The sequence below is a fragment of the Phyllobacterium brassicacearum genome (genome assembly GCF_003010955.1).
Classification (GTDB): Bacteria; Pseudomonadota; Alphaproteobacteria; order Rhizobiales; family Rhizobiaceae; genus Phyllobacterium; species Phyllobacterium brassicacearum.
Map to the genome: position 1 here is coordinate 54,337 of NZ_PGGO01000011.1, position 22,539 is coordinate 76,875.

The following is a 22,539-nucleotide window of genomic DNA, read 5'->3' on the forward strand; positions in this document are numbered from 1 at the left end:
GGATTTCATCAAGCCGTACCCTGAGGCAACGATTTCGCAAATGTCAGATGTCCGAGTTTTTCCGGATTGCGCACGATATAGATCGTCTTGATCTTGCCGTTCTCGATTTCGAGGGCCGTCGTCTGTGGCATTCCGTCGAATTCGGTCGTCACGAAACCGGGCAAGCCGTCGATCATCCCCTCATACAAGAGGGGCGGGGATTGGTATTCCACATGGCGGGCAATTCCATCGAAGAAACGGCTGACCTTCGCCATTGAATAAATCGGGTTGATTGTGGAGGGACGAATGCCGCCACCATCCGCATACATGACGACGTCGTCGGCCAATAGGGATTGCAGCGCCTGCATGTCGCCGCTGCGCGAGGCATCGAAGAAAGCCTTCGCAATATTTTGACCCTGTTCATCCGACACCGGAAAACGCGGCTTTGCCTGCTGGACATGGCTGCGGGCCCGGCTGGCAAGCTGCCGGCAAGTCGCCGGATCGCGGCCGATGGCTTTGGAAATCTGGTTGAAGTCCTGGCCGAAAACATCGTGCAGCAGGAATGCGGCTCGCTCGAGTGGCGAAAGCCGCTCCAGCGCCATCATCAGGGTCAGTGTGATGTCATTATCCGACTCGTCTTCACTCGGGTCGAATATAGGTTCAGGCAGCCAGCTTCCCACATAAGTTTCCCTTCGAACGCGCGCAGACTTCAAATGATCAAGGCAAAGCCGCGTGATAGTGCGCACCAGGAAGGCTTCCTCGTTGCGCACCGCGGACCGGTCGGCCTGGTGCCAGCGAATGAAGCCCTCCTGAACGATATCTTCCGCCTCCGCGACCGATCCGAGCATGCGATAGGCAATGCGGATCAGCCGCGGTCTGAGGCGGTTGAACGTATCAGCCGAGTTGTCAGGCAGCGGCACTGTCTTTTGTCACTGGATGGACAGAGCGGAAGCCGATAGCCAAGCGGTTCCACCCATTGATGGTTACGATCAACATGGACAGCTTGACGATCTCCTCTTCGGTGAACTGTTCCTTCAGCACGTCATAAACGCTGTCCGGAGCATGGGTCTTCGATACCAGCGTCAGTGCCTCCGTCCACGCCAGCGCAGCGCGTTCGCGCTCACTATAGAGCGGCGATTCCCGCCATGCATCCAGCAGATAGAGTCGCTGCTCGGTCTCTCCCCGCTTGCGCGCATCCTTGGAATGCATGTCGAGACAGAATGCGCAGCCATTGATTTGCGAAGCGCGCATTTTGACGAGCTCTATAAGGCTCATTTCCAGCCCGCTGCTGACGACGCTCTCTTCCATCTTGAGCATTGGCTTGATTGCTTCGTGGTTGTAGGGATTCAGTCTTGCTTTCACGATGTATCTCCTTGTGCGGCACTCAGTTGCCTGCACACAAGACGAGGTAGCGAACTTGAACGTGACATTGGGCCGAAATTATTTCGACAATTAATCCTAAGCAGCCCGCTTCAATGCATGGCGGATCAGCCGATCGATCAATTCCGGATAGGGAATGCCGCTCTCGGCAAACACCTTCGGGTACATGCTGATATCAGTGAAACCGGGTATCGTGTTGATTTCATTTATAACGATACGCCCGTCAGGACGCAGGAAGAAATCGACACGGGCCATGCCTTCGCAACCGAGCGTTGTGAATGCCCGTTTAGCCATCTCCTGGAGGTCCATTGTCGTGCCTTCGTCAAGATGGGCCGGCACGAACAATGCCGCCCCGTCCGCATCAATATATTTCGCCTCATAGGAATAGAAGCCGTGAGCCGCTGCAGGCGCTATTTCGCCGGGAACAGACACGCGCAGCCTACCATACTCTTCCTCCAGCACACCGAGTTCGATTTCACGCGCCTCGATGAATTCTTCGATCAGAACGCGGCTATCGTACTTCAGGGCGTCATCAATTGCCGATCGCAGCTCCGCCGTCGTCCTTGCCTTGCTCACGCCGACGGAGGAGCCTTGCCGTACGGGTTTGACAAACAGCGGCAGTCCGAGATCCAGCGCGATTGCTTCGACATCCACCGGTTCGTGACGGCTGACCGTCAACCCGCGGGCCACAGGCAGACCCGCTTGCGCGAACAGACTTTTGGCCTGGTGCTTGTCCATGGCGGCTGCGGACCCGAAAATGCCGCAGCCCACATATGCGATATCGGCGACTTCCGCCAGGCCTTGAACGGAGCCGTCTTCGCCGAACTGCCCGTGCAGGACCGGCATCAGTACGTCAACAGGCGCAATTTCATAGGCAGGCCCGGATGGGGGAAGAACAATAGCTCGCCCCTTGCCGCCGGGTAGCAGGCTGATCAGCGTGCCATTGTCGGGGACGGATTGCGGAAACTCGCCATCGATCAGCAGCCACTTGCCCTGTCGCGTGATACCGATCAGCACAACGTAATATTTTTCGCGGTCGATGGCTCGATCAACGTTGCGGGCCGACATCAGAGAAACATCATGCTCGGCCGACTTGCCACCAAACAAAATTGCAACGCGTATCCTGGACATACTGAAACGTCTCTCTCTGAAAGGAGCCAAGAACAACTTGAAAACGAGATAACTTTGGGCCTCAATCGCCCGTCACGAAAAACCGCCAGCGGCCCTTTGGAGTAATACCGAGGCGATAGAACACATAGGTTCCGAACTGTTTCATCTCGTCATAGTCACCGGCAGTGACAATCTGGAAGAGTTCCACCTTCTGCTTCGCATCGAGCTTGTCGAGCGGGTAGGCGAAGAAGTACGGCCATACGTAAAGCTCATCTGCGGTACCCGCATCGAGATGGACATAGCCCGACTCCAGCACATCAACCAGGATTGCCAGGATTTCCTGTCCGTCCTGATCGCCGGCAAGACTCTTCAAATACGCCAACGGATCGCCATCGATATCGGTCAGTGAGAGCATGGTCACATCATCGCCCGAACCAATGAGGGGACGAAGTGCCTCGATCGATCCGGATTTGGCGGCGGTCAGTATCAGCTCGCGCATCTTCTGCACAGGGAAGGGCAGTTTGCTGACATCATACTCAACCTGCGGTACGGGCGCGCCTTCCTTGGCGTTGGGCATTGCGGGATTGGCCGCTGCAGCGCCGCCATCATCTGCCGCCGCTGGCTCCTTCGGCGCAGCGGCAGGCTTGTCGGGGGCCGCGGCCGGCTCATCCGAACCTGGCTCGCCTTGCGTCTCGCCTGCAGGTTTCCCGGGCGCCGGCTCTGCGGCTTTGGGGAGTTCTTCTTTTTTGATCTCACTCAGAGCGAGTTGCACCGGCACGTCGCGGCCAGCCGAAATTGCAGGAAAGCTGAAAGCACAGACTGCCGCTGCCAAACAAATTGTTCCGGCGATCACCGAAGCGGAGAAGTGCTTTTCGAGCATACAGCATCACCCGGAATTTGAATTATTGCAGAACGCGATTCGATGAAAACTCACCCGCAGAAATACGTTCACGCAGCGCCTCAAGCAAGGCCAATGCAGACACTTCGCCGTTATCGCGGATCAATTCGGTCAGCGCGGTTGCGAAAGCGGCTTCGGCCATAATTTCGGGTTCGATACCTTCAAGCGTGCCATCTGCCCAGACTTCATTCTGATATTCGATCGCAACCAGTTTTTTTTCTTCTGCAACCAGCCTATCAAGGTCCGTCGATGTCATGTTCATGATATACCATCCTTGGCCGAGGCCAATTCTTAAACTGCCGCTAAACAATACCATACGTTTTGTTTAAAATGCGGTTCATTGGCTCCAACAGTTAAAGCCTAGTTAATTTCCATAGCCCGATACGATCTCAGAAGAAAGTCTCATTCCTTCAGCCTGGTAGCGGTCAATCGCCGCAATCGCTTGGCTCGTGCAACTCGAATAAGTCTCGTTGAATGTGCGATAACCGCGGTTGAAACTCGCGATGAGGCGCGCCTTGCGGGCAGGGTCAGGGTTCTCCGCCAGAAGTAGTGAATCCATGCGATCCCGCCACTGACTGCTTTTTTCCCCGCACAGGTTACGCAACGAATGAATCGACCCAATCACCTCGGCGAGACGAAGCAATTTTGCCTCGTACAGAGGATCAACCGCATGGGCCGGTACCGCCGCGGCAAATACTGCCAAGAACGCTGTGATCAATGCCGTACGCCGCACGAGATAACCTTGAACGCTGACTTCCCCTTTGAGAGCATGTTGCTCGAAAGCAAGGCGTCTTCAAGGCGCTGATGGTTAATACCCTCAACTTTTGAAGGAGCGAGCGAGGTGGTGGGCAACTTCCAACACGCTTGTCGTCACGTCGAATGCCGCCATGTCTTCAACGCGCAACCAATGCACTGATGCTGCATCGTCAGCGGCCACGGCTTCCCCCATGGGATCATGGGCGAGAAACACGGCGAGGCGGAAAGGCTTCGGCGACGGGAATTCAGCAGTGGAATAGTCGAATGTCACCGTCGTGAGGTAGGAAACCTCTGTCGCAACCAGGCCGGTTTCTTCAAGGAGCTCCCGGATCGCCGCTTCCTGTGGCGTCTCGCCTTCCTCGCGTCGTCCGCCCGGGAATGCAAGCCAGCCCTTCGACGGCTCACGTCCACGCTCGACCAGAAGGAATGCCTGATCGCGAATACAGACAGCTGAAACACCGTCGACAGTTGCGGAGAGGGGAATCTGGTCCATATATCAGGGGTAAGTGTTGGTGCAGCCTTTGACAAGCGGTCTAAGACTTGACCCGGTATCACAAATACGGATGATCGCCACCTCCAAACCAAACCAGGCCCCAATTGCATGTGCGGACGTTTTTCACTCCTTGGAACACCGGATGAGATCGAAGCCTTGTTCGATTTGATGGACATCGGGACTTTCCCGCCGCGCTTCAACATCGCCCCCACGCAGCCGATCCTCATGGTGGTCAGCGGTGAAACGCCACCGCCGGGTAGCAATCGGCCGGACCGCCGGGCATTGCTGGTACGCTGGGGATTTATTCCTGGCTGGGTAAAGGACACCGCAAATTATCCCTTGATGATCAATGCCCGTTCGGAAACAGCCATCGAGAAAGCCTCATTCAAAACCGCAATGCGTCACCGGCGCGCTTTGATCCCGGCGTCGGGATTCTATGAATGGCGGCGAGACGGTGATCGAAAGTCCCAGGCCTACTGGGTCAGGCCGCGTGATGGAGGGATTTTCGCATTTGCCGGGCTCTACGAGCCGTGGGCGAACGCTGAGGGGTCGGAGATGGATACGGGTGCAATCCTGACAACCGGTGCCAGCGAAAATCTTCGTTTCATCCATGACCGCATGCCGGTGGTCATCGAACGACAGGATTTTGCCCGCTGGCTTGACTGCAAGACGCAGGAGCCCCGCCATATTGCTGACCTGCTGAAGCCTGCGCAGGCTGATTTCTTCGAGGCCATTCCGGTGTCGGACAAGGTCAACAATTTCGCAAACACGGGACCGGAGATACAGGAGCGGGTGACCGAAACGCAGGAAGTGCGCAAGAAACCGGGACGTGCCAAACCGCCGGAGCCCGATGACCAGATGAAACTGTTCTAGGCTACCCATCCCCCAATTCTCCAGGAATTCCATCCGATGTTTTCAGCCGCACTCTCCGGTTTTCTTCTTGGCGCGTCGCTTATCATTGCGATCGGCGCGCAAAACGCCTTCATATTGCGTCAGGGACTACTGCGCGAGCACCTCTTTATTCTGAGCCTGATCTGCGCGCTCTCTGATGCGCTATTGATCGCCGCCGGGGTTGCCGGGCTCGGTACCCTGATTGCCCAATCACCAACCTTGATTTCCTTCGTGACGCTCGGTGGCGCGGTTTTCCTGCTTTGGTACGCGTCTATTGCCTTTCGGCGTGCCTTTCATCCGGAAGTTCTGCAGGCTGCGACGTCAGGAAATGGCAATTTGAAGGTGGCGATCAGCACCGTTCTGGCGCTGACCTTCCTCAACCCGCATGTCTATCTCGATACGGTCGTTCTGCTTGGCGGGCTTTCGGCCCGCTTTGAAGGCGTCAACCGCGCGGCCTATGGCGCTGGCGCAGCACTTGCATCCTTCATCTGGTTCTTTGGCCTCGGCTATGGTGCGAGGCTATTGCAGCCGGTATTTGCAAAGCCGGCTGCCTGGCGCGTGCTTGACGTTCTGATCGGCCTCGTGATGGCCGGTATTGCCTTGAGCCTGTTAGTCAGTTTCCTGAACAATTGAAGCCAGTTTCAACTGCGGACGCTGGCGAACGGTGCTGAGGACTGCTGCCAGAATGGCGGCCGGGCCGATCGCCCGGTATTGTGAGGCAAGACTGTCGGCGCGGGCGCTTTCACGCGGCTTTGCCGTTTGCTGTTTGGTGGTCATGGGTTTGGTCCTTTTGGCGGGGCCTATTCCCCTTTTGTCTAAGCCTTGAGGATTCCCGGTCAAATTGGCCGGAAAAAAGGCACTTTCCGGGAGGATTTTGGGCTATTCGGTTAATATGGATTAACCATGGAGAAGGCGACAAAAATGCAACACCGCGCGTAAGGAGCGATTGCTGGAAAGTTTGGGGCGGTTTTCCATCTGCAATTGCGATGGAATGCAACGTGTTCGGCGCTTGACGATTGCCGCGCGCTCGCCCATAAATGCCCGCATGAAAACGTTGCCCGTCACGATTATTATTACCTGTCGGATTATTATCAGCTAGCACTTGCTGGCCCGGCCGTTTTCGTCTCAAAAATCGTTACCAAAGATGTGAAACGCTCCGGTCGCCAGGCCAGTGCGATGATATGCGTTTTGACGATGAACCCCAAATTTTGAGATCCAGGACATGCCGCAGCAATTGAGCCTATACAACACGCTCACCCGCACGAAAGAAACCTTCGCGCCAATCGATCCGAAGAATGTGCGCATGTATGTCTGCGGCCCGACCGTTTACGACTATGCCCATATCGGCAATGCCCGGCCGGTGATCGTCTTCGACGTCCTGTTCCGCCTGCTGCGCCATCTCTATGGCGAACAGCATGTCACCTATGTGCGCAACATCACCGACGTCGATGACAAGATCAACGCGCGCGCGGCCCGCGATTTTCCGGACCTGCCTCTCAACGAAGCAATCCGCAAGGTCACGGAAACAACGAACTGGCAATTCCAGACCGACGTTGCCGCGCTCGGCAACCTTCAGCCGTCGGACCAGCCACGCGCAACCGAATACATTGCCGAGATGGTCGCGATGATCGACCGCCTCGTCGAGCGCGGCGTTGCCTATGTGGCCGATCGTCATGTGTTGTTTTCCCCGTCGGCAATGAACGCCGTCAAAGGCCCGCGTTATGGCTTGCTTTCCCGCCGCTCTGCCGACGACATGTTGGCTGGCGCACGGGTGGATGTTGCATCCTATAAGCGGGACGAGATGGATTTCGTGTTGTGGAAGCCGTCCAGGGAAGGAGAACCCGGCTGGCAGTCTCCGGCGGGCATCGAGGGGCTCGGGCGTCCTGGCTGGCATATCGAGTGCTCGGCCATGTCGATGGCCAAGCTGCTCGCGCCATTCGGCGGCGGTCTGCATTGCGACGATCCGATGAAGAACATCTTCGACATCCATGCCGGCGGCATCGATCTCGTCTTCCCGCACCATGAGAACGAGATCGCCCAGTCATGCTGCGCTTTTGGCACGGACCGCATGGCCAATGTGTGGATGCACAACGGCTTCCTGCAGGTCGAGGGCCAGAAGATGGCGAAGAGCGTCGGCAATTTCGTGACAATCCACGAGTTGCTGGAGACGACCACTTTCGGCGACCGTAAGTGGCCGGGCGAAGTGTTGCGTCTTGCCATGCTCATGACCAATTATCGGGAACCGATCGACTTTAGCGTGAGAAAACTGGAAGAGGCGGAAAATATCCTCGCCAAGGCCCGCGAATATGTGGGCGATGTCGGCGTTGGTACTATCCCCGACGAAGCTGTCGAAATCCTGTCGGACGATCTCGCCACCCCAGGCCTGATCAATTGGCTGGCTTCGATCAGGAGATCGCGGTCTCTCGAACCTGCGGACTACCGGGCAGCGTTTGGCCTGTTGGGCATTGATCTGCACGCTGCTTCGATTTCGACTGAACTAGAGAGTGAGATCAACGCCAAGATTCACAACCGTTTGTCTTTGCTGGCTGCAAAAAGCTTTGCAGAAGCCGATCGCATCCGCGAGGAATTGCTCGAAAAGGGCATCCAGCTGAAGGATGGCAAGGACCCGGAGACGGGCGAGCGTGTGACGACCTGGGAGGTGAAGCGATGAGTCTCGACAACAGGCCCGTCTATACCGGCGGGTGTCAGTGCGGTGCCATCCGCTTCCGGGTCGAAGGCAAGCTCGGTGACGCGTCGATCTGTCATTGCCGGATGTGTCAAAAGGCATTCGGCAATTTCTTCGCGCCGTTGACATCGGTACGAGGTGCTGACTTCTCATGGACAAGGGGAGAGCCGAAGCGGTTCCAGTCGTCCAATCACGTCAAACGGGGCTTCTGCGCAAACTGCGGGACCCCTCTGACTTACGAAGCGCCGGACGGCATGGCGCTTGCCATTGCCGCCTTCGATCACCCGGAGGAGTTGGGTCCCACCGTCCAGTGGGGGCTGGAAGGAAAGCTTCCTTATGTCGACGATTTGTCCGCCCTTCCAGGGTACACGACCGAAGACGATCCGGAATCGGCAGAATTCGTCAAAACAATGATATCCTACCAGCACCCGGACCATGATACGGATCAGTGGCCGCCAATGGGGCCGCGAGGGGAGGCGGGCGAGTGACAAAAGAACGGATCTATCTCTTCGACACGACATTGCGCGATGGCCAGCAGACGCCGGGCATCGACTTTTCGGTTGAGGACAAGAAGGTCATCGCCGATATGCTGGACGAGTTCGGCTTCGACTATGTCGAGGGCGGCTACCCTGGCGCGAATCCGACCGACACAGCCTTCTTTGCCGAAAAACGCACCAAGCGCGCGAAATTTGCAGCCTTCGGCATGACGAAACGTGCGGGCGTATCAGCCTCCAACGATCCCGGTCTTGCCGGGCTCATTCGCTCGTCAGCGGACACGGTGTGTTTCGTCGGCAAGAGCTGGGACTATCATGTCCGCGTCGCACTCAGCTGCACCAATGAAGAAAATCTCGAGTCTATCGATGCTTCCGTGAAGGCGGCCATTGAAGCTGGCAAGGAAGCTATTGTCGATTGCGAGCATTTCTTCGATGGCTACAAGGCCAATCCGGACTATGCACTCGCCTGTGCGAAGACGGCTTATGACGCGGGCGCGCGATGGATTGTCCTGTGCGATACCAATGGCGGAAGCCAGCCTGCGGAAGTGGCGGAGATTGTCCGCAAGGTGACAAAACTCATCCCTGGCGATCACCTGGGTATTCACGCTCACAACGATACGGAGCAGGCCGTTGCCAATTCGCTCGCCGCGATCGATGCCGGGGTTCGGCATGTGCAAGGCACGCTCAACGGAATCGGCGAACGCTGCGGCAATGCCAATCTCGTCACGATCATCCCGACACTGATGCTGAAGCCTGCGTGGTCGGATCGCTTCGAGACCGGTATCAGTCTGGAGAAATTGCAGGGGCTCGCCCGCCTGTCACGCAGTTTCGACGAATTGCTGAACCGCGCGCCCAATCCTCAAGGTGCGTTTGTCGGTACGTCTGCCTTCGCCACAAAGGCCGGCATCCACGCTTCGGCCCTCATCAAGGAGCCCGCAACCTACGAACATGTTCCGCCGGAAACGGTTGGTAACCGCCGCAAGGTCATGGTCTCTGATCAGGGCGGAAAATCCAATTTCATCAATGAACTGGAACGTCGCGGTATTCCCGTTGCGAAGTCCGATCCGCGGCTCGACACGCTGATCGCACTGGTCAAGGAGCATGAAGCGGAAGGCTATGCCTACGAGGGCGCGGATGCGAGTTTCGAATTGCTTGCGCGGCGCACGCTCGGCACTGTACCGGAGTTCTTCAAAGTGGACTCCTTCCGTTGTATGGTCGAGCGCCGCTTCGATGCCAATGGCAATATCAAGACGGTCTCCGAAGCGGTGGTGCGTGTGGAGATAGACGGCGAGACCCGCATGTCCGTTGCGGAGGGCCATGGTCCGGTCAACGCGCTCGACCTCGCACTTCGCAAGGATATGGGCCGTTATCAGCACGAGATCGATGACCTCGTGCTGGCGGATTTCAAGGTGCGTATTCTCAATGGCGGCACGGAAGCCATTACGCGGGTTCTTATCGAGTCGACCGATTCCAGTAACGCCCGCTGGTGGACGGTCGGCGTGTCCGACAACATTATCGATGCATCATTCCAGGCCTTGATGGACTCAGTCGTCTACAAACTGATGAAAAACCGCGATCTGGCAGGCAAAATTGCTGCCGAATGAGTGAATTCGATCGGGCATTGCACAAATGGCGTGCGAAATGGCGCAAAAAACATCAACCGTCTTGATCGATTGATCAGCCGAATTCAATGGACGGCGCGTGGCCCGAAGAATAGGACTTCGCGTCATGACCGAGCAAATCAACCATAACGGCGCCGTGACTGTTTGCCCCGTGACAACGGAATCGACAGTTCACATGTCGGACGGCAAAAAAGGGTTCGTCTTCGCGCTCTCGGCCTATTTGCTATGGGGCGTCCTGCCGTTCTACCTGAAGACAGTTGCCCATATGCCCGCGCTCGAGGTGGTGGCTCACCGCGTCATCTGGTCTGTGCCGATCGCCGGTGCGCTGCTCTGGTGGCTCGGTCTGTTCGGTGATCTGAAAGTCGCGCTCACGACCCCGCGCATGCTTGCCATGGCTGTGCTGACGGCCTCGCTCATTACGCTCAACTGGGGCACCTATGTCTGGGCTATCGGCAGCGGCCATGCCATCGATACGGCGCTTGGCTATTACATCAATCCTCTGGTGAACGTTGTCCTTGGCGGCATTTTCCTCTCGGAGCGTCTGTCGAAGCCGCAAATCCTGGCCGTCGCGCTGGCAGCTTCTGCCGTGATCCTGCTGACGGTGTCGTCCGGCGGTTTGCCATGGGTTTCGCTGGTCCTCGCCTTCAGTTTTGGCTTCTACGGCTTTTTCCGCAAGACATTGCCGATCGGTCCGACACAGGGCTTCATGCTGGAGGTTCTGCTCCTCTCTGTACCTGCGCTCGGCTATATATTCTGGACGGTGTCACAGGGAACCAGCCATTTCTTCAATGGCAACGCCCATGACATCGCCCTGCTGTTGTTTGCTGGCCCAGCCACGGCGGTACCGCTCATTCTATATGCATTTGGTGCGAAGCTCCTGCGCTACACAACGATTGGTCTTATGCAGTATATCGCGCCGACGATCGTCTTCCTGAGCGCGATATTCATCTTCGGCGAGCCATTCTCGCATATCCAGTTCATCGCCTTCGCGCTGATCTGGTCAGCACTAGCGATCTATACCTGGTCCATGTTGAACGAAGCACGCAAAGCAAGATCAGTGGAAACGGCCTAGTTTCTCGAGCCGCCGATCCTGCGTACGAGCAGATAGACGATTGCCGAGATCACCAAGGCAATGAATGCAACTACCCAGAATCCGTGCAGATTGCCGGAAAAGGGCAGGCCCTCCGTGTTCATGCCGAACAGGCCAGTTATGACATTTGTCGGCAACAGCACCGCCGTCATGACCGATAGGACATAAAGAAACTGGTTCGACTGATCGGTGAGCTTCGCCAGCAGTTCGTCCTGCAACAATCGCGCTCGCTGTTGCAGTTGTTCTCCTTCGGCGTGCAACGTTGCGGCCCTGCGCGACAAGCCTTCGATCAGGTCGTCCAGGTCTTCGGGGAGGGCGCGGCGATCCGCATGGTCGATGTGGCGGAACAGACTTGTCGCTGCCGTCAGGTAGCGGTGAAAGACAACGATCTGGCGCCGGACCGGCACGAGCCGTTCGCGCTCGCCCTGCCAGTTTTCGCCGACGATGTGATCTTCGATTGAATCGAGCGTCTCAGCAAGTTGGGCGATTTCGGCTTTCAGAAGCTCGAGAAAGCGTCGAAAGATGGCATTGAACAGCGCAATCGGCGATGCTGGCTTGATCTTGCCACGGCTGATGGACTGCCGCACGTCGTCGACCGATTGGAGCGGATGGCGCCGCCCGCTGATGAAAAGCCGGTCGTTGAAGGCAAACCGGAAATAACCCAGTTCACGCGGATCACCATAGTGCTCGTGCTGAAGGTCGGGCAATTCGCCGAACAGCCACCCATCCTCATAGCTGATCTGGTATTGGTCCCCTGTGGCGAGAAATGTCTCCTTGACCAATTCCGGCAGGTTTTCGTCTGTTTCGATTGAGCGTCGCGCTCTGGCATCGGCAAGGGCGTAGCTCTTCCACATCCAAGCCGCCTGCGCGGAGGGAACCGCCTTTTGCAACAGCGCACCATCCGGGTCAAAACCGTGGGTTATAACAAAATCATCATTATGAAGCTTGGGGACGATGGATGCGGGATCGGAGGTTACACTGTCCGCCATGAGATCCCTTTTCGGTTCCTACATCCGCCCGATAATCGCTTCGTTGCCTTCGCGATCGCCCTTTGCTGAGGCACTCAGGACGGCAGGCACGATTTCTTCGGGAGCTTCTACCACGAGCGGGTTGACCAAATGTGACGTATGAACGAAGCCCTCTGCCTTCATATGATCAATGAGCGCCAGCATGGGGTTCCAGAAGCCATTGATATTGGCGAAGACCATAGGTTTCCGATGGCGACCGAGCTGCGCCCAGGTCATGATCTCCACGATCTCTTCAACTGTGCCAATACCGCCGGGCAGGGTGACAAAAGCGTCCGACCGTTCGAACATCTTGTGCTTGCGCTCGTGCATGTCTTCGGTAACAATCAATTCGGAAAGCTGGCCAAGCGCGTGTTCGGTGGCTTCCTTGTTCATCAGGAACTTCGGAATGATCCCGGTGACCCTGCCGCCCGCAGACATGACGCCGTCTGCGACTGCGCCCATGATGCCTTTGGTGCCGCCGCCATAGACAAGCTCAAGCCCGTGCTCAGCGATAGACTTGCCGAGAAGCTTGCCACTTTGTTTGTAAATTGGATCGCGGCCGGGCGAGGAACCGCAATAGACGCAAATGGATCGAATCTTGCTCATTCGATGAGTGGTGCCTTGTGCATCGCAAAACGTCAAGCCCGATACAAAGGCGACAAAATGCTCGAGTGAGATTTCTGGTGAGTAAGTCTAAAGAATAGGGCTGAATCTAAAGGGTTTTCTTGTAGCTTGGTACAAAAGGCGCTAGAGCAAAAAGAACAAGAGGATCGGGGAACAATGATCAACAATAAATTTGCGTTCTTGGGGTTAGGTTCAGTCGTGGCGGTGGGGCTCGCGGCTGCTTACATGGGATACCTGCCAGGCAAGCCAACTTTGGATAAACCAGTCGCGCCCGTCAGCGGCACGGCGCAGACCGAAACTGCGCCGCAACCGCAAGCACCCGGTACCCAAACGCCCCCGGCTCCAGATACAACGGCTCCTGCCCCTCAGGCTGCGCAAACTCCTCCTGCAGCAGCTGCGCCGCAAGGTGAGGTGGCGGAGGCAAAGCCAATCGCACCGACGTTTGATGTCTTGCGCGTCGAACCCTCGGGCGCAATGGTCATCGCCGGCAAGGCCGGCAAGAATGCAACCGTTGATCTCCTTGCACGCTCCAACGTAATCGGTTCAACGAAATCGTCGGAGAGCGGCGACTTCGTCATCGTGTTGGATGATCCGTTGAAGCCTGGTGACTATCAGCTTGTTCTGCGTTCGACACTGCCGGACGGAACAGCAATGACATCGCTTGAGACAGCAATTGTCTCAATTCCCGAGACAAAGACCGGCCAGGTGTTGGCGCTGGTGGAGCAGTCCGGCCAGCCAAGCCGCATGATCACCAAACCACAAGCTGTTGAACCGCCGGCTGCATCGACTGAAACAGCAACCGCCGCTGCTCCGAAGGGAGACAAGCCGGTGGTCGCACCCGATGAAAAAGCGTTGATCGCCGTTGAAGCAGTGGAGATCGAGGGCAACAAACTCTTCATTGCCGGGACGGCCGAGGCAGGTTCGACCGTCAAAGTCTATGCCAATGACGATTTGGTTGGCGTCACAAAGACTTCGCCAAACGGTCGCTTTCTCGTACAGGCGGTTCGCGAACTGGCCGTTGGTGACTACATCGTGCGCGCTGATATGATCGGCAAAGATGGTGTGACCGTTGCTGCCCGGGCAGCTGTTCCGTTCAAACGGGAAGCAGGCGACCGCGTTTCGGCCGTGGCGTCTGCGGATCCGGCTCCGGCGCCTTCGGTCGATGGTTCGCAGACCTCGACAGGTGCCGTTGCACCGCAGACGGATGCCCAGGCCGTGCAAGCCCCCGACGTCGAAGCACCTTTGAAGAATGTCGAGGGATCGGTGATCATCCGTCGGGGTGACAATCTCTGGCGAATTTCACGCCGCACTTACGGCGAGGGAATGCGCTACACGACAATCTATCTGGCCAACAAAGAACAGATCCGCAATCCGAACATGATTTTCCCCGGGCAGGTGTTTAGCTTGCCGAAGAAGGACAAGCCGGTACAGCAATAGAAAAATCGACCTGCGGTCACCCGTTTCGGAGTAGGTCATTCGTGTTTCCTGCTTGCATTGGAAACTTGTATCGTTTATCGCCGATGAACGATGAAGTGCACCAATCGCTTTGAATGGTCTGTGGCAGACGCTGATACGGCGCGTGTGCTTGCCGCGCTGGCGCACCCGGCACGGTTGCGCATCGTCCGGCAACTGGCTTGCCTCGACGCCTCCTGCTGCAAGGACATCGTTGCACAACTTGACCTGGCGCAATCGACCGTGTCGCAACATCTCAAGATTCTCGTCGATGCCGGTTTAGTGCACTACCGGCCAGCAGGTCAGAGTTCCCATTACAGCATCAATCCGGAAGCATTTGCCGATGTCGCGTCGTTCATCAACGACATGGCCAATCTGTGCTGTCCGCCAGAGACAATGGTCGGGGAAGTGGCGCGGCCTCAGCCCGAAATTGTTCACAAGGATTAATCGTGGCTAATAAAACCGTCTCGGCCGAGTCTGGAAAGACACTCCAGACAATTCGCAATCTCTGGCCTTATATGTGGCCCGACGAACGTCCGGATCTGAAAATGCGGGTCGTTTGGGCGACCGTATACCTGTTGATTTCCAAGGTTGTCCTGATGCTGGTGCCCTATTTCTTCAAATGGGCAACCGATGCGCTGAATGGCAAACTCGAGACGTCCGAGCTCGTGCCCGTGCTGCTGATCGGCCCGCTCATGCTGGTGGCCGCCTACAATGTAGCCCGCATCGTTCAGGCGGGGCTCAATCAATTGCGCGATGCGCTCTTCGCTAGTGTCGGCCAGTATGCAGTGCGAAAATTGGCTTACAGGACATTCGTGCACATGCACGACCTGTCGCTGCGCTTCCATGTGGAGCGCCGCACCGGCGGGCTCTCTCGCATCATCGAACGCGGCACGAAGGGCATTGAAACGATCGTGCGGTTCACCATTCTGAACACGGCACCAACGATCATCGAATTCTTGCTGACTGCTGTCATCTTCGCTGTCACATACGGCCTGTCTTACCTCGCTGTGGTAGTTGCGACGGTGTGGCTCTATACCTGGTTTACCGTTCGAGCCAGCGACTGGCGCATCAGTATCCGCAGAGACATGAACGCCTCGGATACTGATGCCAATTCCAAGGCGATCGATTCGCTGCTCAACTTTGAGACTGTAAAATACTTCGGCAATGAAGCGATGGAAGCGAAGCGCTTCGACACGGCCATGGCGCGTTATGAAATCTCCGCGACCCGCATCTGGACCTCGCTTGGCTGGCTGAACTTTGGTCAGGCAGTGATCTTCGGTGCAGGGATGGCCGTCATGATGATCATGTCGGGCAGGGAGGTCCTTGCCGGAACACAGACCATAGGTGACTTCGTCTTCATCAATGCCATGCTGATGCAGCTATCCATCCCGCTCAACTTTATTGGTTTCATCTATCGCGAGGTTCGTCAGGGCCTGACGGACATCGAGCAGATGTTCGACCTCCTCGACGTTGAGCAGGAAGTGATGGACAAGCCAGGCGCAAAACCGTTGACGATCGATCGCGGTTCTGTGCGCTTCGACAATGTGCACTTCGCCTATGATCCGAAACGCCCCATTCTGAAGGGCGTCAGTTTTGATGTACCGGCTGGCAAGACTGTGGCCATTGTCGGCCCCTCTGGTGCGGGCAAGTCCACACTGTCACGACTGCTGTTCCGCTTCTACGACATTCAGGGTGGATCCATTAGCATCGACGGTCAGGATATTCGCGACGTGACGCAGGAAAGTGTGCGCTCGGTAATCGGAATGGTGCCGCAGGATACCGTCCTGTTCAACGATACCATTGCTTATAATATCAGCTACGGCCGCATCAGCGCGACCGACGAGGAAATGCGCAATGCTGCGGAACTTGCGCAGATCGGGCCGTTCATCGAAAGCTTGCCTGAAGGCTATGACGCCATGGTTGGTGAGCGTGGTTTGAAACTTTCTGGTGGTGAGAAACAGCGTGTTGCAATTGCCCGGACCATTCTGAAAGCCCCGCCGATTCTTATCTTGGATGAAGCAACATCGGCGCTCGACAGCGCGACTGAACATGAGATCCAGTCAGCACTCGATCTGGTCAGCCGCAACCGTACAACACTGGTTATTGCGCATCGGCTTTCGACGATCATCGGCGCAGATGAGATCATTGTCCTGAAGGACGGCGTGATCGCCGAGCGCGGGACGCACCTGAAGCTGCTTGCCAAGCATGGGCTCTACGCCTCCATGTGGAATCGCCAGCGCGAAGCCACCGAGGCCGAGGAGCGGCTGCGCCGGGTTCAGGCGGAAGACGATCTTGGCGTCGTCATCCGCGGCAAACCTGCTCTGCCAGCGTAACGCTGAAAAACCTGGAGATCACGCGGATCGGTCCGCGTGAAAGGTTTGCCCAATTCGTTGATCTCCGATAAGTAACGCTCGAAATCCTTTGGAGTAGTTGCCGTTTCATGGGATGTCCCTTGCTAAGTTACCGGCACAATCAGGAACAAACGAATGAGCGTTGTCGATTCCATCCGTAACACACTGGTGCCTATTCATCGGGAAGGCTATCCGTTCATCGCCGGTTTTGCAGGCGCGACGATCATCCTCGGATATTTCTGGGAACCGCTGTTCTGGATCGGTGTCATCCTTACCGCCTGGTGCATCTATTTCTATCGGGATCCGCAGCGCGTCACACCAACCGATGACAAGCTGGTGATCAGCCCGGCCGATGGCATCGTCTCGGCAGTCGGACCTGCAGTGCCGCCGCGCGAACTCGGGCTTGGTGAGAAGGAAATGACCCGTATTTCGGTGTTCATGAATGTCTTCTCCTGCCACATCAATCGCGCTCCGGTGCGTGGACGTATTTCAACGATCGTTCACAAGCCCGGCAAATTCCTGAATGCCGAACTCGACAAAGCGAGCGCAGAAAACGAACGCAACAGCCTGTTGATCGACAGTCCGAACGGGGAGGTGGCAGTCGTCCAGATCGCTGGTCTTGTGGCACGCCGTATCGTTTGCTGGGCCGATGAAAACACTGCAATTGCCATCGGCGAACGCTTTGGTCTGATCCGCTTCGGCTCGCGCGTCGATGTCTATTTGCCGGAAGGCTTCACCCCGCGCGTCGCGATTGGCCAGATCTCCGTCGGCGGCGAATCCGTGATCGCAGAGTTCGGCGGCGCGGCCAGCGCTCCACTCGTTCGCATCAGCTGAGGCAACCGGAATGAGCGAACACGAAGCCGATCCACTCTTCGACGAGAAACCGCAGGTACGGGGGCTGACCGGCTCGCGCATCCCCATGCGTTATCTCGCTCCCAACGTGATTACAGTTCTGGCAATCTGCGCCGGGCTGACCGGGATACGGCTCGCTTTCGAAAACCGCTTTGAACTCGCGGTTTCCATGGTACTTCTGGCTGCATTTCTCGACGGCATCGATGGCCGCATTGCACGGATGATGAAGGGATCGACGAAATTTGGCGCCCAGATGGATTCGCTTGCTGACATCGTCAATTTCGGCGTAGCACCAGCTCTGGTTCTCTACGCCTATATGCTCGATCAGGCGCGTTCATTCGGCTGGATTGCCGCGCTGCTCTATTGCATTGCCTGCTGTCTGCGCCTTGCCCGCTTTAACGTGATGCTGGACGTGGTGGACAAGCCCCTGTGGCAGAATAACTTCTTCACCGGTGTTCCGGCGCCGGCCGGCGCCATGCTGGTGATGCTGCCGGTCTATCTCGGATTCCTCGGCCTTGCGCCGACCCGCACGCTGGCTTTTACAGCGGCCGCCTATACGGTGGGTGTCGCGATCCTGATGATCAGCCGCCTGCCGGTCTACAGCGGCAAGGCTGCGGGCACGAAGCTGCGTTCGGATTGGGTGATGCCGACGTTCCTGTTCATTGTCGTCTATGTGGCATTCTTGATGAGCTTTACATGGGAGACGCTGACGCTGACGACGATAGCATTCTTCATCACGCTGCCCTTCAGCGCCAGGGCGTGGAAGCGTTTTGAAGCGGCCGACGCAGCGTCGCTTATGAGTTCTGAAAAGGATGGCTCCGAAGCCGTTTCCTGACTCCCCAGCCGATCTGTTTTTAATTGTCGGGTTTCAGCGTCGGTTCGATGGCTTTGCTGATCATATCGATGAGCTGTGCATGAATTTCGGCGCGTGACCGCCCGCCACCATCGCCGCAAAGCGGATCGTCAATCTTTTCAGCAGCAATAATGTTGGAGGCGTTCGGCTTGCATTCGGCAAACATGCTATAATGACTCGCATCTTCGACCACTGCATACCTCGCATTTGAGATTGCTTTTGCAATCCCGGAGGCTTGGGCCGCCCCGGGGATTTTCCCCGGTTGACCGAGATTAATGATATCAACTGGAATTCTAATGCTGGCAAAGCTTTTGACTTCAAAGATATCGGATGGGGCAGGATCAATTGCCATGGCAAACCGAATGCGTTCATCTCTATTGTCACGATTTGCAGATTCCAAATTCATCGCATGAAGATCAACACCGCTCTGTCTGACCCACCCACAAAGCGAAGGATTGAGCAAGTCCGTATCGCAATAGCCCGCCAAGAGTAGTGGGTCTATGCGAGCACCCGCTATGGCCAAAGCTGTGTTGCCACCCAAGGAAAGACCAAGAACACCGATCTTGTCTTGATCAAGATGGTTTTGGAAAAATGCGTCTGTCTCTATTGTAAAAGTTGCGATGAGACCGGCAGGTCGCAACCATATTCTCATTGTTTCAAAGGCTGATCTATTTCTTCCGGTGTTTCCCGGATGAGTAGGAGCGGCAACAACGAAGCCGTGCTCGGCTAACGGCGTTGCAATCCAGCTCAAGGCTTGCGCGCTGCCCGCAAGCCCAGCACCATGCGAAAGCAGGATGAGCGGATACTTCCCATCTGAGATCGGCGCGTCGCGCATAGCAGACGTTCCGACGAAGAACGCATTGTCGCCGAGCAGAACCTCCTCGCCTCCCGCTTGCGCCGGATACCAGACGGTCACATCCAGATCGACGCCACGCTCCTTCGACGGCGCAAGGATTTGGCGAACGCCCACATTAACGTCTGCATCGGCCATTGACTGCGTGATAATCGAAATGACGGCAACACAAAGCGTTGTCCAGAATTTCATCGGAATCTCCATCGTCCTAACGCTACATTTGGATATGTTCGGGGGGAGTATTTCTCTTAGGGTTTCGTGACTTCGACTATATTTTTGCGGAAGAAGGCCAGGATTTCCGCGTCGAACTGCTTATGGAAGGCAGCGCGGTCAAAGCCCGTCTTGTCCGTACAGAGCTCAGGTTCATCCTCCGCAGTGCGTCGCGCAAATTCCATGGTGCAAGGGGGAAGGAAGGAGAAATGACCGGAATTGGGAACGACGCGCAAATCCGCCTTGATAGGAAGGTTCTCTACAATCATTGCTGCATCGTCGGGGGATACGCCGTCTCCGCCACGCTCCGATGCCCAGAACTGTAGCGGCACTGTTATATCGCGCAGTCCAGAGCTCGGGAAAAGCGGCCCTGCCGGTGAGTCGACAATGACAGCGGCCTTGATTCTTCCATCGTGAGACATGGGAGCGATTGGACCGGACCGGATCTGTTCGCAAAAGCGGTTTCCGGGATATACAGGGCAATTGTCGAGCAGACGTTTCCAATCGGGATCAGCGCCGACCAATCCAAGGCCGGTGAAGGCACCCCTTGAGTAGCCGATGAAACCAACGCGTATCGCGTCAATTCTTGCTCCTTCCGGCCAATTGTAGAATATGAAATCAATCAACCGGGAAATGTCCATGGGTCGCTGCACCATCGAGGCAATATCGCCGGGATTTCTCACCTTGGATTGGCCACTGTCCAACGGGTGATTGATGGCTGCGACGATGAAGCCGTTGTCAGCGAGGAGTTCGGCCAGTCCGTGGTAATTGCCAAAGGTGCCACCCGCGCCATGTGAGACAACAACAAATGGATGTTTGGTCCCGCTGATGGGGCAGTCTTGTACCGCCTTCATATCAAAACCGGCAATATTGATTTCAGTCGGTGTACCGGCACACGGGTACCAGACCGCGCCAGCAATGGCGGGTCCAAGAGTGTCTTCGGGCACTTCGATAAGCTGCAATCCCGCAGCCTGAGCGGGAAGAATGCTGAAAGCAAGAAAAGAAAGCATCGCTGAGAGTGTGAGTATTTTCATGGAAACGTCCTTGCCATTTAATGGTTGGAGCGATCGGCCCGTACCAACGGATGTCACGGTGTTGATTGCCGTTGCGACCAAGAAGCTTGCTTTCTTTGGGAATTTCGACCTTGATCGCATTCAAGGTCGTCCCGAAACGTGTTTCAGGACACTGTGGCGCCAATCAATTTGCCGGTAGTTGCCATGCTCTTTGTCCCTTTGCCTTTTGTCGTAGCCTTTCTGCTTCTCATCCTGCTGGTCCAGATGGTCCGGCGGAACGACGGCAATGCTCGCAACCTGTTCTTTACCGCCTTGATTGCTTTCTACGTCTTGCAGTCGGTCGTGATCGGTGTGCGCTGGGGTTACGGGGTCACCCAGATCCTGCCAGTTCAGGCGGTTCTGGCGGCGATCGTTCCTGCACTGGCCTGGCTGAGTTTCGTAGGGCTGAGAGACGGGCGGTCGCCAGCGAGGCGGCCGCTCCTGCTGTTGCATGCGCTTCCGGCCCTGATGATCGTTGGCTTCATTGCGTTCTGGCCAGCCCCTATTTCGCTTGCACTCATTCTGATTTTTCTCGGCTATGGCATCGCGCTCGCGGCGCTGGCATGGGCAGGACCGAATGCGCTCGCCTCGTCGAGGCTTGATGGCGTGATCAGCACCTACCGGGCATTGCAGGTTACAGCGTTCGCCATACTCTCTCGGGCCTGATCGATATTGTAATCAGTCTCGACTTTGCCGAAACCGGCGGTGTCTACTCGGGTGGCATTGTTGCATTCGGCAACGTATTAGCGTTGCTTGTTCTGGGCACGGCGGCAACTGTCGCTGGCACTAGCGCGCCTTCCGAAGAGCCCCAAGACAGCGTCGCCGCCACCTCAACCGCCTCGCCCGCAAAATGGGCGTTTCGGCTCGACAAGTCTCGACTGCCATCAATCGAGTGATGGGGATGAGCGTCTCGCAATATGTCAATGATTACCGGGTGAAGGAAGCCTGCCGCCTGCTGGCCGGCACGGATGAGCCGATCACCCGGATCATGTTTGACGCGGGTTTTCAGACAAAATCAAACATCAACCGCGAATTTTTGCGCGTGACCGGTACAAGTCCGAAGGCATGGCGTGCGCGGACGTCATCGGCAAATGTAACCAGTGATAGCGTCGTACGCCTGGCCGGTTAGCTCGGGTCGTTGTAGCTCAACAGTTTGTCAGACCGCACGTCGTAGAGCTTGCCTGTTGCGTCGAGTGCGGGATCGCAGAGCAATACAATCTTGGCGGCAACCTCGGCTGGTGTTGGCAGCGTGTCGGGGTCTTCGCCCGGCATGGCCTGCGCCCGCAATGCCGTTCGAGTCGCGCCGGGATTGACAGAGTTCACCCTCAGACGCGTCTGGCGGGATTCCTCTGCCCATGAGCGCGCCATGACTTCGATAGCTGCCTTGGATGCTGCATAGGGACCCCAATAAGCGCGTGCCGTGTGCGCAACGCTTGATGACAGCAGAATGGCGCGGCCGGCGTCAGAGAGCTTCAGAAGCGGGTCGGTGGTGCGAATTAGCCGCCATACACTGGAAACATTGATCGCCATCAGCTTGTCGAAAACCTTTGCCTCGACATGACCAATAGGCGAAATCGTCCCGAGTACCCCGGCATTTGCCACCATGATGTCGAGCTTGCCCCAACGCTCATGGATAGAACCGCCGAGACGGTCAATCGCTGGCATATCGGTCAAGTCCAAGGGCACCAGCGTTGCCGTGCCACCAGCCGCATTGATTTCATCGTCGAGTTCTTCAAGCCCGCCAACTGTGCGGGCAACAGCAATCACATGAGCACCGCGGGCTGCAAGTTCTTTGGAAAGGGAATAGCCAATGCCGCGGGATGCGCCGGTGACAAGCGCAAGCTTGCCGTCCAGCCGAAAACTGCCGTCAGAAATCATGAGTT

General features: G+C 56.7%; 26 protein-coding genes. 13 read left to right on the plus strand and 13 right to left on the minus strand.

Annotation, left to right across the window (positions count from 1 at the left end):
• Positions 1-8: 8 nt before the first annotated feature.
• The 7 genes from CU102_RS15485 to CU102_RS15515 form a co-directional block, all read right to left on the minus strand.
• Entirely contained in the window at positions 9-827 is an 819-nt protein-coding gene (locus CU102_RS15485) for a sigma-70 family RNA polymerase sigma factor (protein WP_425351561.1), read from the minus strand.
• Positions 828-885: 58 nt separating this feature from the next.
• Positions 886-1,341, minus strand: a complete 456-nt coding sequence (locus CU102_RS15490) for a carboxymuconolactone decarboxylase family protein (protein WP_106712009.1) — start codon at positions 1,339-1,341, stop codon at positions 886-888.
• Between the two features lie 96 nt (positions 1,342-1,437).
• A complete protein-coding gene (locus tag CU102_RS15495) occupies positions 1,438-2,490 on the minus strand; it encodes a D-alanine--D-alanine ligase family protein (RefSeq protein ID WP_106712010.1) in 1,053 nt (350 codons plus the stop codon).
• A 61-nt stretch (positions 2,491-2,551) separates the two neighbouring features.
• The gene (locus tag CU102_RS15500) at positions 2,552-3,349 is read right to left on the minus strand and encodes a hypothetical protein (RefSeq protein ID WP_106712011.1); all 798 of its coding nucleotides are present in this window, start codon (positions 3,347-3,349) and stop codon (positions 2,552-2,554) included.
• A gap of 22 nt (positions 3,350-3,371) precedes the next feature.
• The gene (locus CU102_RS15505; protein WP_106712012.1) at positions 3,372-3,629 is read right to left on the minus strand and encodes a hypothetical protein; all 258 of its coding nucleotides are present in this window, start codon (positions 3,627-3,629) and stop codon (positions 3,372-3,374) included.
• Between the two features lie 102 nt (positions 3,630-3,731).
• Positions 3,732-4,085, minus strand: coding sequence for a TIGR02301 family protein (locus CU102_RS15510; RefSeq protein WP_425351559.1), 354 nt, complete (start codon positions 4,083-4,085; stop codon positions 3,732-3,734).
• A 99-nt stretch (positions 4,086-4,184) separates the two neighbouring features.
• Complete coding sequence (locus CU102_RS15515) at positions 4,185-4,616, minus strand: NUDIX hydrolase (RefSeq protein ID WP_106712014.1); 432 nt, start codon at positions 4,614-4,616, stop codon at positions 4,185-4,187.
• Positions 4,617-4,724: 108 nt separating this feature from the next.
• Here CU102_RS15515 and CU102_RS15520 point away from each other — a divergent pair, with 108 nt between their 5' ends.
• Positions 4,725-5,489 carry an SOS response-associated peptidase gene (locus CU102_RS15520; RefSeq protein WP_106712015.1) on the plus strand — a complete coding sequence of 255 codons (765 nt, stop codon included), beginning with the start codon at positions 4,725-4,727 and terminating at the stop codon, positions 5,487-5,489.
• A gap of 36 nt (positions 5,490-5,525) precedes the next feature.
• Entirely contained in the window at positions 5,526-6,140 is a 615-nt protein-coding gene (locus CU102_RS15525; protein ID WP_106712016.1) for a LysE/ArgO family amino acid transporter, read from the plus strand.
• Here the strand turns inward: CU102_RS15525 and CU102_RS29910 are convergent.
• A complete protein-coding gene (locus CU102_RS29910) occupies positions 6,117-6,284 on the minus strand; it encodes a hypothetical protein (RefSeq protein ID WP_166648446.1) in 168 nt (55 codons plus the stop codon). The two genes, CU102_RS15525 and CU102_RS29910, sit on opposite strands and share 24 nt — an antisense overlap.
• A gap of 445 nt (positions 6,285-6,729) precedes the next feature.
• Between CU102_RS29910 and cysS the strand changes: the two genes are divergently transcribed.
• The 4 genes from cysS to rarD all read left to right on the plus strand — a co-directional run bounded on the left by cysS (position 6,730) and on the right by rarD (position 11,381).
• A complete protein-coding gene (gene cysS / locus CU102_RS15535; RefSeq protein ID WP_106712018.1) occupies positions 6,730-8,178 on the plus strand; it encodes a cysteine--tRNA ligase in 1,449 nt (482 codons plus the stop codon).
• Positions 8,175-8,681 carry a GFA family protein gene (locus tag CU102_RS15540; RefSeq protein ID WP_106712019.1) on the plus strand — a complete coding sequence of 169 codons (507 nt, stop codon included), beginning with the start codon at positions 8,175-8,177 and terminating at the stop codon, positions 8,679-8,681. Before cysS ends, CU102_RS15540 begins: the two co-directional genes overlap by 4 nt.
• Complete coding sequence (gene cimA / locus CU102_RS15545) at positions 8,678-10,291, plus strand: citramalate synthase (RefSeq protein ID WP_106712020.1); 1,614 nt, start codon at positions 8,678-8,680, stop codon at positions 10,289-10,291. Before CU102_RS15540 ends, cimA begins: the two co-directional genes overlap by 4 nt.
• Before the next feature lie 124 nt (positions 10,292-10,415).
• Complete coding sequence (gene rarD / locus CU102_RS15550) at positions 10,416-11,381, plus strand: EamA family transporter RarD (RefSeq protein WP_166648447.1); 966 nt, start codon at positions 10,416-10,418, stop codon at positions 11,379-11,381.
• Here rarD and CU102_RS15555 read toward each other — a convergent pair.
• On the minus strand, positions 11,378-12,388 hold the full coding sequence (locus CU102_RS15555; RefSeq protein WP_106712021.1) for a CorA family divalent cation transporter: 1,011 nt from the start codon (positions 12,386-12,388) through the stop codon (positions 11,378-11,380). The two genes, rarD and CU102_RS15555, sit on opposite strands and share 4 nt — an antisense overlap.
• Positions 12,389-12,406: 18 nt before the next feature.
• The gene (locus CU102_RS15560) at positions 12,407-13,012 is read right to left on the minus strand and encodes an LOG family protein (RefSeq protein WP_106712022.1); all 606 of its coding nucleotides are present in this window, start codon (positions 13,010-13,012) and stop codon (positions 12,407-12,409) included.
• Positions 13,013-13,186: 174 nt separating this feature from the next.
• On the opposite strand from CU102_RS15560, the gene CU102_RS15565 reads away from it, so the two are divergent.
• The 5 genes from CU102_RS15565 (at position 13,187) to pssA (ending at position 18,523) form a co-directional block, all read left to right on the plus strand.
• On the plus strand, positions 13,187-14,467 hold the full coding sequence (locus tag CU102_RS15565) for a LysM peptidoglycan-binding domain-containing protein (protein ID WP_106712023.1): 1,281 nt from the start codon (positions 13,187-13,189) through the stop codon (positions 14,465-14,467).
• Between the two features lie 120 nt (positions 14,468-14,587).
• Positions 14,588-14,929, plus strand: a complete 342-nt coding sequence (locus tag CU102_RS15570) for an ArsR/SmtB family transcription factor (protein WP_245425358.1) — start codon at positions 14,588-14,590, stop codon at positions 14,927-14,929.
• Between the two features lie 2 nt (positions 14,930-14,931).
• On the plus strand, positions 14,932-16,818 hold the full coding sequence (locus CU102_RS15575; RefSeq protein WP_425351560.1) for an ABCB family ABC transporter ATP-binding protein/permease: 1,887 nt from the start codon (positions 14,932-14,934) through the stop codon (positions 16,816-16,818).
• Between the two features lie 153 nt (positions 16,819-16,971).
• Entirely contained in the window at positions 16,972-17,670 is a 699-nt protein-coding gene (locus tag CU102_RS15580; protein ID WP_106712025.1) for a phosphatidylserine decarboxylase, read from the plus strand.
• 10 nt (positions 17,671-17,680) lie between these two features.
• Positions 17,681-18,523, plus strand: coding sequence for a CDP-diacylglycerol--serine O-phosphatidyltransferase (gene pssA / locus CU102_RS15585; RefSeq protein WP_106712026.1), 843 nt, complete (start codon positions 17,681-17,683; stop codon positions 18,521-18,523).
• A gap of 19 nt (positions 18,524-18,542) precedes the next feature.
• Here the strand turns inward: pssA and CU102_RS15590 are convergent, their stop codons facing one another.
• Together CU102_RS15590 and CU102_RS15595 are read right to left on the minus strand one after the other, a co-directional pair.
• Positions 18,543-19,586, minus strand: coding sequence for an alpha/beta hydrolase family protein (locus tag CU102_RS15590; RefSeq protein WP_106712135.1), 1,044 nt, complete (start codon positions 19,584-19,586; stop codon positions 18,543-18,545).
• A gap of 56 nt (positions 19,587-19,642) precedes the next feature.
• Complete coding sequence (locus CU102_RS15595) at positions 19,643-20,638, minus strand: alpha/beta hydrolase family protein (RefSeq protein ID WP_166648448.1); 996 nt, start codon at positions 20,636-20,638, stop codon at positions 19,643-19,645.
• 183 nt (positions 20,639-20,821) lie between these two features.
• On the opposite strand from CU102_RS15595, the gene CU102_RS30425 reads away from it, so the two are divergent.
• Together CU102_RS30425 and CU102_RS30430 are read left to right on the plus strand one after the other, a co-directional pair.
• Positions 20,822-21,322 carry a hypothetical protein gene (locus CU102_RS30425; protein WP_133624557.1) on the plus strand — a complete coding sequence of 167 codons (501 nt, stop codon included), beginning with the start codon at positions 20,822-20,824 and terminating at the stop codon, positions 21,320-21,322.
• Positions 21,323-21,551: 229 nt separating this feature from the next.
• Positions 21,552-21,785, plus strand: coding sequence for a helix-turn-helix domain-containing protein (locus tag CU102_RS30430; RefSeq protein WP_245425359.1), 234 nt, complete (start codon positions 21,552-21,554; stop codon positions 21,783-21,785).
• Here the strand turns inward: CU102_RS30430 and CU102_RS15610 are convergent.
• A complete protein-coding gene (locus CU102_RS15610) occupies positions 21,782-22,534 on the minus strand; it encodes an SDR family NAD(P)-dependent oxidoreductase (RefSeq protein ID WP_106712030.1) in 753 nt (250 codons plus the stop codon). The two genes, CU102_RS30430 and CU102_RS15610, sit on opposite strands and share 4 nt — an antisense overlap.
• Positions 22,535-22,539: the final 5 nt, after the last annotated feature.

What these genes read in the sequence shown, in the direction of transcription:
- CU102_RS15500 (WP_106712011.1), bottom strand. Translation starts at nt 3,349, where the DNA reads ATGCTCGAAAAGCACTTCTCCGCTTCGGTGATCGCCGGAACAATTTGT.
- CU102_RS29910 (WP_166648446.1), bottom strand. Translation starts at nt 6,284, where the DNA reads ATGACCACCAAACAGCAAACGGCAAAGCCGCGTGAAAGCGCCCGCGCC.
- CU102_RS15540 (WP_106712019.1), top strand. Translation starts at nt 8,175, where the DNA reads ATGAGTCTCGACAACAGGCCCGTCTATACCGGCGGGTGTCAGTGCGGT.
- CU102_RS15505 (WP_106712012.1), bottom strand. Translation starts at nt 3,629, where the DNA reads ATGAACATGACATCGACGGACCTTGATAGGCTGGTTGCAGAAGAAAAA.
- rarD (WP_166648447.1), top strand. Translation starts at nt 10,416, where the DNA reads ATGACCGAGCAAATCAACCATAACGGCGCCGTGACTGTTTGCCCCGTG.
- CU102_RS15555 (WP_106712021.1), bottom strand. Translation starts at nt 12,388, where the DNA reads ATGGCGGACAGTGTAACCTCCGATCCCGCATCCATCGTCCCCAAGCTT.
- CU102_RS15560 (WP_106712022.1), bottom strand. Translation starts at nt 13,012, where the DNA reads ATGAGCAAGATTCGATCCATTTGCGTCTATTGCGGTTCCTCGCCCGGC.
- CU102_RS15485 (WP_425351561.1), bottom strand. Translation starts at nt 827, where the DNA reads ATGCTCGGATCGGTCGCGGAGGCGGAAGATATCGTTCAGGAGGGCTTC.
- CU102_RS30430 (WP_245425359.1), top strand. Translation starts at nt 21,552, where the DNA reads ATGGGGATGAGCGTCTCGCAATATGTCAATGATTACCGGGTGAAGGAA.
- CU102_RS15610 (WP_106712030.1), bottom strand. Translation starts at nt 22,534, where the DNA reads ATGATTTCTGACGGCAGTTTTCGGCTGGACGGCAAGCTTGCGCTTGTC.
- CU102_RS15590 (WP_106712135.1), bottom strand. Translation starts at nt 19,586, where the DNA reads ATGAAATTCTGGACAACGCTTTGTGTTGCCGTCATTTCGATTATCACG.
- pssA (WP_106712026.1), top strand. Translation starts at nt 17,681, where the DNA reads ATGAGCGAACACGAAGCCGATCCACTCTTCGACGAGAAACCGCAGGTA.
- CU102_RS15520 (WP_106712015.1), top strand. Translation starts at nt 4,725, where the DNA reads ATGTGCGGACGTTTTTCACTCCTTGGAACACCGGATGAGATCGAAGCC.
- CU102_RS15595 (WP_166648448.1), bottom strand. Translation starts at nt 20,638, where the DNA reads ATGAAAATACTCACACTCTCAGCGATGCTTTCTTTTCTTGCTTTCAGC.
- CU102_RS15495 (WP_106712010.1), bottom strand. Translation starts at nt 2,490, where the DNA reads ATGTCCAGGATACGCGTTGCAATTTTGTTTGGTGGCAAGTCGGCCGAG.
- CU102_RS15515 (WP_106712014.1), bottom strand. Translation starts at nt 4,616, where the DNA reads ATGGACCAGATTCCCCTCTCCGCAACTGTCGACGGTGTTTCAGCTGTC.
- CU102_RS30425 (WP_133624557.1), top strand. Translation starts at nt 20,822, where the DNA reads ATGCTCTTTGTCCCTTTGCCTTTTGTCGTAGCCTTTCTGCTTCTCATC.
- CU102_RS15525 (WP_106712016.1), top strand. Translation starts at nt 5,526, where the DNA reads ATGTTTTCAGCCGCACTCTCCGGTTTTCTTCTTGGCGCGTCGCTTATC.
- cysS (WP_106712018.1), top strand. Translation starts at nt 6,730, where the DNA reads ATGCCGCAGCAATTGAGCCTATACAACACGCTCACCCGCACGAAAGAA.
- CU102_RS15565 (WP_106712023.1), top strand. Translation starts at nt 13,187, where the DNA reads ATGATCAACAATAAATTTGCGTTCTTGGGGTTAGGTTCAGTCGTGGCG.
- CU102_RS15580 (WP_106712025.1), top strand. Translation starts at nt 16,972, where the DNA reads ATGAGCGTTGTCGATTCCATCCGTAACACACTGGTGCCTATTCATCGG.